16 protein-coding genes are annotated in these 11,612 nt (G+C 64.0%); 3 read left to right on the top strand and 13 right to left on the bottom strand.

Annotated features, from left to right (window positions below):
- Positions 1-394: 394 nt before the first annotated feature.
- The 11 genes from ON19_RS20465 to ON19_RS20415 form a co-directional block, all read right to left on the bottom strand.
- On the bottom strand, positions 395-637 hold the full coding sequence (locus tag ON19_RS20465; RefSeq protein WP_043695149.1) for an IPT/TIG domain-containing protein: 243 nt from the start codon (positions 635-637) through the stop codon (positions 395-397).
- 360 nt (positions 638-997) lie between these two features.
- Positions 998-1,600, bottom strand: coding sequence for a hypothetical protein (locus ON19_RS20460; protein WP_043695146.1), 603 nt, complete (start codon positions 1,598-1,600; stop codon positions 998-1,000).
- On the bottom strand, positions 1,585-2,430 hold the full coding sequence (locus ON19_RS20455) for a hypothetical protein (RefSeq protein WP_043695143.1): 846 nt from the start codon (positions 2,428-2,430) through the stop codon (positions 1,585-1,587). Before ON19_RS20455 ends, ON19_RS20460 begins: the two co-directional genes overlap by 16 nt.
- A 2-nt stretch (positions 2,431-2,432) precedes the next feature.
- Positions 2,433-2,744, bottom strand: a complete 312-nt coding sequence (locus tag ON19_RS20450) for a hypothetical protein (protein WP_043695140.1) — start codon at positions 2,742-2,744, stop codon at positions 2,433-2,435.
- A complete protein-coding gene (locus ON19_RS20445; protein WP_043695137.1) occupies positions 2,744-3,322 on the bottom strand; it encodes a hypothetical protein in 579 nt (192 codons plus the stop codon). Before ON19_RS20445 ends, ON19_RS20450 begins: the two co-directional genes overlap by 1 nt.
- A 152-nt stretch (positions 3,323-3,474) precedes the next feature.
- The gene (locus tag ON19_RS20440; RefSeq protein ID WP_043695135.1) at positions 3,475-4,251 is read right to left on the bottom strand and encodes an ESX secretion-associated protein EspG; all 777 of its coding nucleotides are present in this window, start codon (positions 4,249-4,251) and stop codon (positions 3,475-3,477) included.
- 98 nt (positions 4,252-4,349) lie between these two features.
- A complete protein-coding gene (locus ON19_RS20435; protein WP_043695132.1) occupies positions 4,350-5,507 on the bottom strand; it encodes a hypothetical protein in 1,158 nt (385 codons plus the stop codon).
- On the bottom strand, positions 5,504-5,983 hold the full coding sequence (locus tag ON19_RS20430; RefSeq protein ID WP_043695129.1) for a hypothetical protein: 480 nt from the start codon (positions 5,981-5,983) through the stop codon (positions 5,504-5,506). Before ON19_RS20430 ends, ON19_RS20435 begins: the two co-directional genes overlap by 4 nt.
- Positions 5,984-6,024: 41 nt before the next feature.
- The gene (locus tag ON19_RS20425) at positions 6,025-6,591 is read right to left on the bottom strand and encodes a DUF3558 domain-containing protein (RefSeq protein WP_043695128.1); all 567 of its coding nucleotides are present in this window, start codon (positions 6,589-6,591) and stop codon (positions 6,025-6,027) included.
- Positions 6,592-6,796: 205 nt separating this feature from the next.
- The gene (locus ON19_RS20420) at positions 6,797-7,006 is read right to left on the bottom strand and encodes a DUF397 domain-containing protein (protein ID WP_043695125.1); all 210 of its coding nucleotides are present in this window, start codon (positions 7,004-7,006) and stop codon (positions 6,797-6,799) included.
- Entirely contained in the window at positions 7,003-7,851 is an 849-nt protein-coding gene (locus ON19_RS20415; RefSeq protein ID WP_063709469.1) for a helix-turn-helix domain-containing protein, read from the bottom strand. Before ON19_RS20415 ends, ON19_RS20420 begins: the two co-directional genes overlap by 4 nt.
- A gap of 283 nt (positions 7,852-8,134) precedes the next feature.
- Between ON19_RS20415 and ON19_RS20410 the strand changes: the two genes are divergently transcribed.
- Both ON19_RS20410 and ON19_RS20405 read left to right on the top strand, forming a co-directional pair.
- Positions 8,135-8,596, top strand: coding sequence for a hypothetical protein (locus tag ON19_RS20410; RefSeq protein WP_043695119.1), 462 nt, complete (start codon positions 8,135-8,137; stop codon positions 8,594-8,596).
- Complete coding sequence (locus ON19_RS20405) at positions 8,593-9,021, top strand: DUF4254 domain-containing protein (RefSeq protein ID WP_043695116.1); 429 nt, start codon at positions 8,593-8,595, stop codon at positions 9,019-9,021. Before ON19_RS20410 ends, ON19_RS20405 begins: the two co-directional genes overlap by 4 nt.
- A gap of 10 nt (positions 9,022-9,031) precedes the next feature.
- On the opposite strand, the gene ON19_RS20400 is transcribed toward ON19_RS20405, so the two are convergent.
- Positions 9,032-9,529, bottom strand: coding sequence for a peroxynitrite isomerase (locus ON19_RS20400; protein ID WP_086006673.1), 498 nt, complete (start codon positions 9,527-9,529; stop codon positions 9,032-9,034).
- A 116-nt stretch (positions 9,530-9,645) separates the two neighbouring features.
- Between ON19_RS20400 and ON19_RS20395 the strand changes: the two genes are divergently transcribed.
- The gene (locus ON19_RS20395) at positions 9,646-11,001 is read left to right on the top strand and encodes a TIGR03118 family protein (RefSeq protein ID WP_051169103.1); all 1,356 of its coding nucleotides are present in this window, start codon (positions 9,646-9,648) and stop codon (positions 10,999-11,001) included.
- A gap of 48 nt (positions 11,002-11,049) precedes the next feature.
- Here the strand turns inward: ON19_RS20395 and ON19_RS20390 are convergent, their stop codons facing one another.
- Entirely contained in the window at positions 11,050-11,550 is a 501-nt protein-coding gene (locus tag ON19_RS20390) for a hypothetical protein (protein WP_043695112.1), read from the bottom strand.
- Positions 11,551-11,612: the final 62 nt, after the last annotated feature.

Here is an 11,612-nt window from a genome sequence, read left to right as displayed (position 1 = left end):
GGTTCCGCGATACCGGGGGTTCCCGAAGTTGGTGGTAGCCCGGTTAACTCCGTTATCCTCCAAGATCAGCGCCTCGGCAACGCGTCAGGTGATCCGTTTTTGTCCGTTTTCCAGATTGTTGCCACGAATTGACCAATGGCGAGTGCTCCGGCGCGATGGCATCGTCCGGCCTTGGTGCAGCGCAGTTCTCGGGGGCGTCGCCCACCGGAGCCTCTCGCGGTGTCTTCGGCCGTCAACGCTGAGGAACGGAACCCGCTCGTGCACAGTGCCCCTCGCGGCACTGCGAGTCCGTCGGCTGGGCAGCGGCTTACGAGGGGCTCATCCGAGCCTCCGACGATGCGCAAACGACTGGGCCGCCGCCGGGATTCCGGCGACGGCCCACGAACTGCCTCGATCAGACGTAGGTGTAGGTGAGGCCGTTACTGGTACCGCCCGAACCTGTGACGGTGACCTGCACGGCTCCGGACCCGCCCGGCGCGACGGCCGTGATCTGCGTCGCGGAGTCGATGGTGAAGGTCGTCGCGGTGCTGCCGAAGCTGACGGTCGCGGGACCGGTGAACCCGGTCCCGGTGATCGTGACGCTGGTACCTCCCGAAGTGGGGCCCGAGGTCGGGGAAATGGAAGTGATTGTGGGCACGGCGATGCCTCCTGGTTCTGTGGAAGATCTTCTGCACCGGGAGGCGCCCCGACTCACTCTGTGGCCCGGCACTTTCCATCAGGTCCCCGTCAGCGCCACTGCGGCGATGAATCCCGACTCCGTTTTGTCCGTTTTACGATCAGTGCGCGTGGGAAATTCTTCGGTGTGGTTCTCGTGGCGGTGGTGGTGATGCGGTGGGTGCCTCCATGGCCTCCGATCTCACCTACTCGGAAGCGGTACAGGTGAACCGGCGCGCGTCGCCGAATCGCAGGCATTGGCGCAGCGGTGCCGGATCGTGTTGGAGGGTGCCGAGGAGGGGGTGCCGATCGAACAAGTACTCCACGTGCCAAGCGGGAGCGGTCAGCCCTTCATCGTTCGGATCATGTTCACCAGTGCTTGCGCGCCTTCTCGTATCAGTTGGTCATCTCGCGTCGTTTGGACTTCGGTTGCTCTGAAGTGGAGTTCGCCCTCCCAGCCATCGATCGTGGCGGTGAGGTCGACGTCGAGCAGCGTGTTGGCGTGATCGCCTCCCTTGGGCAGTGGCTCGGTAGCCACCTTGACGGTCACGCCGTCCGCAGTTACGACCTTGGTCGGGTAGTTCTTCGTCGTCGACGGAGATTCGAGCAGGGTGTTACCACTGGCGACGACGCGAAACAGCGATACATATCCGGCGGAAGACGGCCATGCGGACCCGTCAGCCTTCTCATAGAAGCAACCATTGCCGGTGTCAATCTTATCGGCCAGCGCTTTTCCGCCGGCGCCGGCGCTGACCTTCAGATTCTCGGCACCGGCTCGGGTGACGAAAAACTGTTTCGTAGAGTCGCACAATTCCTGGATGGAGTGATCGCTCGTCGGTATCTGATATCTATCGGGATGAGTGGGCGAAAACAAATCGCAGGCTGAAAGCAGCACCGTCAGCGCCGAAATCGCCAGAAGATTTCGCGGGTTCATGTCGCCTGCCATTCGAGGCTGGGAGAGTTGATGTTGAAGTCGTCGGAAGCGCTACGCGGCCAACGATTGTTATGAAAGCCTTTCTGATGGTCTGTCGACTCCTTTATCTTGCTGATGCTTTGCCTTTGCAAAAAGAGGGCATCTATGAGATTTCGCATATGTTCGACGGCGCTGCTGATTACTTTCCCAAGGATATCAATCGCATCGGAGACTCCCATCGGAGCGAGGACGAAGGTGCCGATCTTGGCAAGAGCTTTCCCGAGCTCTATGAGCAGGTTGGCGATATCCGTGACGATCTTGGAATAGAAGTCCCAAGCGATGTCCGATATCTTGGCAAGTGCTTCGGCCATCTTGTCGCAGGTCGATTTCGCCGAATCCATCGCGGTGTCCTGAAGTGTCCGCGACGCTGTGTACTTGAGGGCCGCCGCTCCCGCCCAGTAACCGGTGATGTTCCCGTTGTTCACCTCGTTGTTCTGCGCGACGCCGATCTTGCCCTTCAGCGTCGTCCATGCCTCACTCGTCTGCAGGAAGGCGATGGGCGCCTTCAAACTATCGACCGCACCCTGCAGTTTGTCCAAGAGTTCTTGGATCTTCTTCTTGATCGCTTCCTTGTGGTCCTGCATGTAGCCGGTGAAGTCATCTTCGGTCATCGCGCCGTAGAGGGCACCTGCCACCGCGCCTGCCGCTCCGAAGAATGTCGCCGCCTCGACCTCGGCGGCGGCAATCGCCGCCTTCCGGAACGCGTCATCCACCTTGGCGGGCTGGTCCCTGATCTCCGCGATCTGGTCCGAGAACCTATCGAGTACGGAGTTGATCTCGTCCAGAGATTTCGTGGCGCCCATGGCTAGTCGGCCTCCAGCTCGATCAGGACGTTCGCGAAGTTCTGATCCTGCTCCTGATAGACCTTGGCGACATGGTCCAGAGCCTTGGCGATGGCATCGGTTTCGTCTCTTCCCTCGACCAATCTGTCGTACATATACCGTGCAGCGGCCATCTGAGCGTCCCAAGTTTCTCGGAAAAGCCCCCAGGCCACGTCCTGGTGACTGAAATGGATGCTCTGCGCCTCGGTAGCGGCGACGGTGAGGGCGTCCGACGCGTGATCCCAGGCTCGGGAAGCCTTGACCAACTGGTTCAGATCCGTAGAGAAATTGACCATTACGAGTTCCTCATCAGGTAGCGCTTGTATTCCGCGAGTTCGTGTTCGAGCTCATCGTCGGTGCGGTCGGCCCAAGACCCGTCTTCGTGGAACCGTGGGCGCTGTTGCCGGATCTGATTCGCGCAGTCGAGGATGTCGTGCGCGATGTAGGACGGGCTGGCCGTGGCTGCCCACCGCGGATCGATCTCGATGCCGCCGATGCGCGAGATGCTCGCGACCATCGTGATCGAGGGGGCTCCGAAATCGGTCACCGGCCCTCGCCCGACGAATTCCTCACTCAGCCGTAATGAGCGTTCGACCATCTCGAATTCGGCGAGCGACCGGGTGTCGAGGAGCGTGATCAGTTCGGTGCGGCGAGACGGGGACACGGTCAATTCGGTCCATCTGCCCGATGCGATGACCGGCGCGTCATGCTGCCACAGAGCCACGTAGTAGCCGGTCATCGCCGCCGCGGAGAGGTCCGGTGGATCCAAGCGGTCGTGGATATTCCGGCTCACATCGACGTCTACCGGAAGGCGACCTTCGTCGAGATTCATTGTGAACAGTCCCACGCCGACCAAACGAGTGAACTCGCTCATCGGATACCTTCGCCTTTCGATAACGACCCGCTGTGTGGGAACACCGTCTTCGGCACTGCGGCTCTATTCCTCGGTCACTTCTGTCGGATTGCGGTAGTCGCCTACCTACTGAGTTGGACGTCGCGTGACCGGGTTCGGTTCCGCTGGGCTCGTTACCAACTTTCCGGGCGGGTGGCTGCCAAGCGTTGGAGGGCGTGGTCGATCCAGGTTGTGAAGTGCGTTGTCAGGTCGGTGGGGGTGGTAGGGCGGACGGTTATGTGGTCGGCGCGGTGTTCGGTGTAGCGGCCGTCGTCGGAGATGTCGTGCCACTGGAGGACTTTGGTGGGCTTTGTACGGGTGTGCAGGGGGGCGGTGAGGAGGACGGCGGTGGCGCCGCCGTCTACGGGGCGGCCGAGGAGGCGTTGGTACTGCTCGCGGGGGGTGTTGCGGGCGTTGTCCTGGAGGTAGGTGTCGCGGCGTGGGCTCAGGTCGTGCGGGTGGAACATGGCGGGTTTCTCGGTTCCGGGTGCGCAGGGCGGGATCGCGTTCACGAGGCGTGCCGGGAGTTGGTCGGCGGGGAACATGCGCACGCGGATCGGACCGTGCTCGTGTCGGTTGCCTGCTTGGCTGAGAAGGACAGCGCGGTAAGTGTCGCGGGCGCCGAGGATCCGGTACTCGCGGACGTCGTGGGGGCCGGTGCTGTTCTTGTGCTTGCACGTGCCGCCGAGGATCTCGATGCGGAGGTCGGAGGCGCCCAGGGTGTGGAAGGCGGCGTTGATCTCGTCGAACTCGTCTGCCGAATAGCGCTGCCGGACGGCGGCGCGGTGTGAGTCGAAATCGTCGCGGAAGGCGAAACGACTCGTGTAGCGCAATGGGCCGGGGATGCGATCGTGTGCGTCGCCGTACCAGAGGGCTGCGAAGTCGTCCGGTTCCCAAGTCCATTCAGCCATGTGAGGTCCAATCCGGCCGCATCGGGGCGGCCACTGTCCACCCGCCCGCACCGGTAGCGATGCGGGCGGGCGCCGAGTCGAGAAGTAGGCCGCCCGATCTAGGTGGGCGTGCCGCCGATGACGCCGCCGGGCAGCGTCCTCGGCGCCTCACCGAGCAATTCGTCGGTGTTCTCCTGGGTGATCAGGTAGTCCGGCGTCTTGTGCTCGGATTCGTCGTCCTTGCCGCCGCCGCGAGCGCCGGGCGCCATCATGCCCGGCATACCGCTGGTACCTCGCGCGGCGCTGGCAGCCGCGGCGGCAGCCGAAGGATTCATCGTCGGTGTGCCAGGTGCGCCCGCGATGCTGCGTCCAGGTTGCGGCTGGTTCGATGTGCTCGGAGCGCCAGGACTCCCCGGTGTGCCCGGGCTGTGCGAAGTCGGGGTGCCGGCCGGCGTGGTCTTCGTCGGGTCCGTGGTAGAGGCGGGGTTGGTCGACGTGGGGTCCACACCGGCGGGTGTGGTCGAGGGATCGGCCGTCGTCGTGTCGGAGGATTGCTGGTCCTGCGTCGACTCGTCGGTGGACTGTGGCTCCTCGGTAGTCGTCTCCTCGGGCGTGCCTTCGCTGTTCGAGTCGTCGGAGGTGCCCGTATCTGTGGCGGTCGGACCGGTGCCCGTGTCGTTCGCGCTGGGTCCGCCGCTGTCGCCGCTCTGGTATCCGCCCGGCGGGGGCGCTGGAATGTCCACCGATGCGGTCGGGCCGACCGGCGTGGGCAGCACCGGAATCTTGCCGTCCATCTCGCTGAACGGCTGCACGTAGTATTCCTTCATCGCGACCCGCGCGGCCTGTTCGGCTTCGGACCGGTCATCCGACAGGAGCCAGCGCGATGGGTGGAAGACGCGCTCGTCCCAGGAATAATCGACGGTGTCGGGGAGGGCATTCCTCGTATTGGCGATCGCAGTAGCCGCGTCGCGGACTCGGTAGTACAGCTCCTCCAGCGAGGTCGTCAGATTTTGCGCGTCGCTGGTGTATTTGGCGATGGAACTCTTGGATTGTTCTGCGGCGGGACCTGACCAGGCTTGGGCTATGGAAGTCTGGATGGAGCGGGCGAAGGTCTCGACACCGCGTTCCCACTCGTTGCGAGCTCGCCAGTACTCGTCGGCCTGGGTGAACGTGGCGGTGGGATCGAGCGGCTTGAATGTGTCGTTGATCCGGGAGTGTTCCCAACTGTCGGCGTGCTCGCCACCGTTCGGAATACGCTTGTTCTCGTACCCGCTCATTTGTTCGGTCCGATCGGGAGTCTGGGCGGTGCGAATTGGACCCCGACAGGAGGGCGCTCGGGCAGGGCGGTGTTCAGTCTATTGAAGTCTGCGGCAAAGTCGCTGTCCGCCTGCATGATTCGATCCCGGACGATCCGGTGCACTTCTTGGATGTCCTCGACGATCCGATAGTGATCTTCCATGATCTGATGGACGCTATTGAGGTCTTCGGCTCCCCGAGCCTTCTTCTTGAATCTATCGACCAGGGTTTGTGCCGAGACCATTTCCCCGTTGCCCTCGCCCAATCCCCAGTGAGACTGCCGTGAGACAATGTCCATGGACCTCTGGATCGATCGAATGGCGATTTTGAAGTACTCGCAGTCTCGGTCGATGTAGATGAAGTCCTCTGCGGACATTTGAATGCCTAGCTGCCCATCCCGCGCCGCGTTCACAATGTTCCCCATCGGCCGGGGTGGCTGCGTGCTGTCGTCACCCATGTGTTACTCCCTCCCGGTGAGTTCGATCACATCAGCGTATTTCAAACTGTGGCAGGCATTGTCGGCACTACCTTCTCGGCCAAGCTCTTCGCGAGCGCGCACGTGTCGAGTTGGCCGGTCTTGCGATTCGACGGTGGATTGCTCAGGAAGAATTCGAGGCTTCCGCCCTTCATCTCCACGTTGATCGTGCACACTGCGTCGGGGTGCTCTTCGACCTGCCGTGTAGAGATGGCACGGCGACCGTTGATGGTGTACTCGCGGGTATCTGCGAACTTCTTGTCGCGCACCATGTCAACGCTGATATTTGTCGTGGTGATGGCGGGTGCGTATCCGTCGGGCTGGACCCATCCGCAACCACGCCACTTGATTCCCCCCGATGCGTTGCGGTCTTCGTTGGTCTTGTAACGCAGGTTCTCTGAATCGAGGACGCTTTGCGGGATGTCGGCGCATGGGTCGTAGCCGGTGGGTGCGTCAGGGGCGATACTCAGGCTGGCGGGAGAAGTTCCCGTCGGCGAGGCATCGTCATCGGACGGACCGCAGCCAGTCAGTACGAGTGCGGCACCGACGGCGAGGACGGCCAGTCGCCGCGAATTCCGCCCTGATGTCATTGGTTCCCTCGCAAACCGGGTTGTTCCTGGCCTCTCCAGGGCCGGACCGGCTCCTCCGCCCCCTGCAGTGAATGTTGACGCTACCGGCGGGGTTTCCCGGGTGCAAGCGACCTGACACGCATCGCCCGATCATGGACCCGACCAGTTCAGCGAGTGCCCCGACCTCCCGCGAGGAAGAGGCCGGGGCTATGGACGAGCGGCTTCGTCAGGACTGCGACAGATCGAGTTCGCCGCTGGTCATGTGGGAAGTGAACGAGTCCCACTCGCTCGGTGTGAACACGAGAGCCGGGCCAGTGGGGTTCTTCGAGTCACGTACACCCACGCCTTCGCGGAGGAACGCGACCTCGACGCAGTCCCTGTCCGCGCTGCTGTAGCTGCTCTTGAACCAGGTGGCACCGGATAGGCTGACGCTCATTCGGCATACTCCTTGGCGATCTTGCGGATGAGGGCTCGGCTTCCCTCCTGGTCGAGGGCCGATCGCAGGATATCGGCGTACGCCTGGCGGTGTTGCCGGACCTCGTCAGGCTTCTCAAGATACAGGTCGCCGGTGAATCCTTGCATGTAAACGACCGGTGGTTCGGTGAGATGACTGATGGGGTGCTCGGGGAAGTCGAGAATCACGAACGAGCCGACGTTCAGTCCCGCGTATGCCTCCGCTGCGAGGGGAACCACCCGTGCCGAAACACTCGGTCGTTCATCGAATCGCAGCAGGTGCCTGAGCTGGCCTTCCATGACCGATGGTCCGCCGATCCCCCGGCGCAGGGCGGACTCATCGATGACGGCTTCGTAGCGTATCGCATCATAGTCCCTGTCCAAGCGCGACTTTCGCTGCCTGAATGCCTCGATCTTTCGTTCGACCTCTGGTCCGGACATCGCCGGGAAGCGGACCCAGATCAAGGCGCGCCGATACTCGTCGGTTTGCAGTAGTCCGGGGAGCAACGTTGTTTGGTAGGAGACGATGCGTTTGGCTGTCGCCTCCAGCTCCACGAAAAGGTTGAAGTCTTCGAGGATGGCGTCATCGAACGCATGCCACCATCCGGTGCGCTTGGTCTCCTCGACCAGGTTGAGCAGAATGGCGGTTCGTTCTTCGGACGCCCCGTACAGCTTGCAAAGCCCCTCGACGACCAGCGGATGAAGCCGGACCGGCTGCCCGGTCTCCATCCGCCACAGGGTTTGTTTGCTCACGTCGATCGCGTTGCGGGCGTACTCCGCGCTGATGCCCGCGCTGATCCGCAACGCCCGCAGCTGCCGCCCCAGCATCCGGCGGGGCAAAGTGGAACCTGTTGAACTCACGACGAATCCCTTTCGTAGCCGAACTAGCGGCCGGGTACCTGACTGGAACCTTTTGGCGGGGGGCCTTGGAACCTGGGCGGTTTCCGCCCGATTCCACCACTGAGATCGTTCCCGCCCAGCAATATCCGGTGCTCTACTGAACGCGACCGGTCCGAATCGAAGATGTGCTGAAACCTTAACCGCGCCAACGGTTGCAGGTCCAGCGACCGGGATTTTCCGCTTACCGAACTATGTGAATCGAGGCTGGCGAATGAACAATGCGGCATTCGCGGACACCCCCGCGTCCCGCTGCGCGTTTTACCGCCGTACCTGTGGACTGCCCGCCGGGATACACCCGGAGATCGGCCGAATCGTGGTGAAGGCCGGTGTGGTCGGTGGGATCACGATGCCCGACAGGCTGGGGCAATGCGTGCGCGACGACATGCTGTTCCGTGGACTACCGATCGGTCCGGTGGTCGGGCATATCCGTTCGCACCGCTGGACTTTCCTGTGCCGGCCCGATCTACCGGAGGATGTGCGGCTGTTCGCGGCGTTGTTCCGGATCGACGTTTCGATCGTCCCGTTCGGCAGCGAAATCGCACTGCCTTCGCCTGCCGATGCGAACGGCGGCTTCCGCCGGTGGGTGGTGGCGCCGCGGGACACGTTCCGCCCGTCGGGCATGGTGATCGTGAATTGCGTGCTGGCCCGCGCGGGCGCGAAAGGCGCGCCGTGAACGGGGGTCTGCCGACGCGAAGTGAGCTGCTGCAAGCCTGCCGGGAGGACGCCGCGCCGTCGGATCATCCGGTGCTGTTGCGGGCGCGCGCCCTTGCCGAACTGCATGTTCGTCGGCTTCGCATAGGGCAGGCAGGTGTGTGCGGCATAGACGGGCGCCGTGCCCGGCTGATTCGCGACGTCGACCGCTGGGTGGGCCCTCGGTTGCCCGCGGCGCGCGGCGGAGCCTATCTGCACACCGAATCGCTCGGATCGGTAGTCGATCGTCTCGCTCGGCTGAGTGCGTGCGCGTACGCGGCTATGGCCGACGACCAGGAATGGGACCTGTGGTTCGCGTGGGAACAGTTGGCCGAAGTGGCCGTGGCTTACGAGGATCTGGTCACCGAACTGAGGAGTGGCCGTCGGCGGTTGCCGAGCGCTTTCTAGCGAGGCCGGTTCAGTCCCGCCGCAAGGTGGCCGCGAGGTGATGCTGCAAGGGTTCGCCGACCGCCGCCATCCGGAGCGTGTAGTCGATGGTGTCGCCGGACAGGCGCAGCGAACGGCCGAGGGCGGTCACGAGTTTCGCTGTGGTGCTGCGCCCGATGCCGGTGGAGTCCAATTCCATGCGCAGCGTGCCGTCCTCGACGGCGAGCGAGCCCTCACAGATTTCGGTGATTCCGGTGGGATGGGCGAGGATCAATTCGACGCGGTCGGGACGTGGGCAACGCAGATAGCCGGTTTCGGCATGCAGCGGCCGGCCGTCGTCGGTGGCGCGAGTCTTCTGCCGGTAGGTGAGGAACGGGCGGCCGAGATGGCCGAACCGGATTTCCTCGACATAGCCGAACGGCTGAATGGTCGGGTATTCACCCTGCCCGTTGCCACGCCAAGTGCCGAGCAGTGGAGCGAGCGGGGCGATATCGGGATGCAGGGCAATAGCAGGCTGGGGTTCGACCACGGCGAACAGCCTAAACCCGGCCTTCGCCCGCCGTTCGCGTACTCCGGAAATTTGCTCACGCTAAGGTTAGCTTCGCCTTATCACCAATGTGGTGTGGTCGGAAAGGAAACAAGAAGTTGAACGGACGCTGGAATGAGTCGCGCCGTGGCGGTACGCCGCGGTCGCGGACCCGAAGTGGTCTGCTGCGCGCGTCGGCGCTGGGGGTCGCGCTGGCGCTGGCGGCGGGCTGCTCGGACTCGAAGTCGGACGAGGTGCCCGCGCTCGACGGCAACAAATACGTCCAGACCAACCTCGCGGCCAACAACGCGGAATACAAGGCGCAGTTCATTTTTCCCGACCTGGTGAACGCCTGGGGACTCGCCGACCGCCCCAAGGGCGCGGGCGGGCACTTCTGGGTCGGGGCGGGCGGCAAGTCGTTCCAGTTCGTCGGCGACGTGACCAAGTCCGCGGACGAGAAGGTGCAGAAGCTCTTCCAGGATCAGCTGAAGATCGTCACCATTCCCGGCGCCGACGCCGACACCTCGGACAAGAGCGTGGGCAAGACCACCGGCGTGGTGTTCAACCCGGCGCCGATCACCTCCGATCTGTTCGTTGTCCACGACCAGCCGGTGGAGGCGGAAGGCGGACCCCTGAACGGCTCGGCGCGGTTCATCTTCGCCACCGACTCCGGCAAGATCTCGGCCTGGACCGAGCAGGGCTTGGAGGGCCGCATCGTGCGCCACGACGGCCCCGCCAACCTGGTCTTCGACGGCGAGCCGCAGGGGATGCAGTTCTTCGGGATCGCGCTGGCGCCGTCCGGTGACAAGCTGCTGGCCGCCGACTTCGGCGCCGACCCGCAGGTTCGGACGTTCGACCGGAACTGGCAGCCGATCCCGACCACCGGCTTCGCCAACCCGTTCGCCACCGGCGACACGATCGACCCGGCCGCGCCGGAAAAGGGCAAGAAGACAGTGCCCGGCGATCCCGCGCCGTTCAACGTCTCGACCATCGGCGACCGGGTGTTCGTCGCCTATGCCACCACGCAGCCGGACGAGAAGGACAAGGCCGAGTTCGACGCCGGTGAAGAGGATTCGCTGGACAAGGACAAAGAGCAGGAGGCGGGCGGCAAGCCGGACAAGGGCAAGCTCGCCGAGTTCGACGCCAACGGCAAGCTGGTGCGCATCATCGATGACGGCAAGCGCCTGAACGCGCCATGGGCGGTGACGATCGCGCCGGACGGTTTCGGTCCGCTCAGCGGCAAACTGCTGGTCGGCAACTTCGGCGGCGCCGGGCACGTGCTGGCCTACGACGACACCACCGGCAAGTTCGCCGACTACTTGCGCGATGCCAACGGCAAGCCGGTCGCCATCGAGGGACTGTGGGCGCTGATGTTCGGCAACGGCGAGAGCCTCGGCGACGCCGACTCGCTGTATTTCACCGCGGGACCCGACGACGAGAAGGACGGTCTGTTCGGCAAGCTCCGCTTGAAGTAGACCCCGTCGCGAGCGGCCCGCACCGGAATGGTGCGGGCCGCTCGCGCGTTATCGGCCACCGGTCGGCGCCGAGGCCCTTGGTTCGGTGCGCCGTTCGCGGATCGCCGACTCTACTTCGGCCAAAGCCGTCCGGATCGTCGCTCCGTAGCCGTCGTCGGCGAGCGTGTGCACACGCTTGCGGGCGGCTTCGATTTCGCGCTGGGCGGCGCTGAACGAGCTGAGCCTGCGATAGTCGTCGGCGAGGTTGAGGTGCAACGACGGGTAGAACGCGGCCACCCGCAGCGAACCGTCATAGCTTTGAGCGCGATCGTCCGAAAGACTGTCGGCTGCGTCGAGCGCCCGGATGTCCCAGGTCAGCGCTTCCGCCGGGTCGTCGTGCAAGTCGGCCAGATAGTGGGCGAGCGTGCAGCGGTGCAACGGATCCCCCTGTGGCCCGAGCGAGGCCCAGACGGCGAGCAGGGCATCTCGCGCGTCATCCGGACGGCCCTCGCGTCCGAGCGCGACAGCGCTGGTGATGGCGTCCATGGTGTGGTCGGGGGATGGGTTCATCGGGGCTCCTTCATGGGTGCGCGGACGGAGAGGTTCGTGTGATTACGCCCGGCTGACTCGAG

Origin of the sequence: Nocardia abscessus NBRC 100374, assembly GCF_000308455.1 — a bacterium.
Lineage (GTDB): Bacteria > Actinomycetota > Actinomycetes > Mycobacteriales > Mycobacteriaceae > Nocardia > Nocardia abscessus.
This window is presented reverse-complemented; position numbering and strand designations above follow the sequence as displayed.

Excerpts from the sequence above, each read along its gene's own strand:
- ON19_RS20460 (WP_043695146.1), bottom strand. The coding sequence starts at position 1,600 with ATGGCAGGCGACATGAACCCGCGAAATCTTCTGGCGATTTCGGCGCTG.
- ON19_RS20455 (WP_043695143.1), bottom strand. The coding sequence starts at position 2,430 with ATGGGCGCCACGAAATCTCTGGACGAGATCAACTCCGTACTCGATAGG.
- ON19_RS20450 (WP_043695140.1), bottom strand. The coding sequence starts at position 2,744 with ATGGTCAATTTCTCTACGGATCTGAACCAGTTGGTCAAGGCTTCCCGA.
- ON19_RS20445 (WP_043695137.1), bottom strand. The coding sequence starts at position 3,322 with ATGAGCGAGTTCACTCGTTTGGTCGGCGTGGGACTGTTCACAATGAAT.
- ON19_RS20440 (WP_043695135.1), bottom strand. The coding sequence starts at position 4,251 with ATGGCTGAATGGACTTGGGAACCGGACGACTTCGCAGCCCTCTGGTAC.
- ON19_RS20435 (WP_043695132.1), bottom strand. The coding sequence starts at position 5,507 with ATGAGCGGGTACGAGAACAAGCGTATTCCGAACGGTGGCGAGCACGCC.
- ON19_RS20430 (WP_043695129.1), bottom strand. The coding sequence starts at position 5,983 with ATGGGTGACGACAGCACGCAGCCACCCCGGCCGATGGGGAACATTGTG.
- ON19_RS20425 (WP_043695128.1), bottom strand. The coding sequence starts at position 6,591 with ATGACATCAGGGCGGAATTCGCGGCGACTGGCCGTCCTCGCCGTCGGT.
- ON19_RS20420 (WP_043695125.1), bottom strand. The coding sequence starts at position 7,006 with ATGAGCGTCAGCCTATCCGGTGCCACCTGGTTCAAGAGCAGCTACAGC.
- ON19_RS20415 (WP_063709469.1), bottom strand. The coding sequence starts at position 7,851 with ATGCTGGGGCGGCAGCTGCGGGCGTTGCGGATCAGCGCGGGCATCAGC.
- ON19_RS20410 (WP_043695119.1), top strand. The coding sequence starts at position 8,135 with ATGAACAATGCGGCATTCGCGGACACCCCCGCGTCCCGCTGCGCGTTT.
- ON19_RS20390 (WP_043695112.1), bottom strand. The coding sequence starts at position 11,550 with ATGAACCCATCCCCCGACCACACCATGGACGCCATCACCAGCGCTGTC.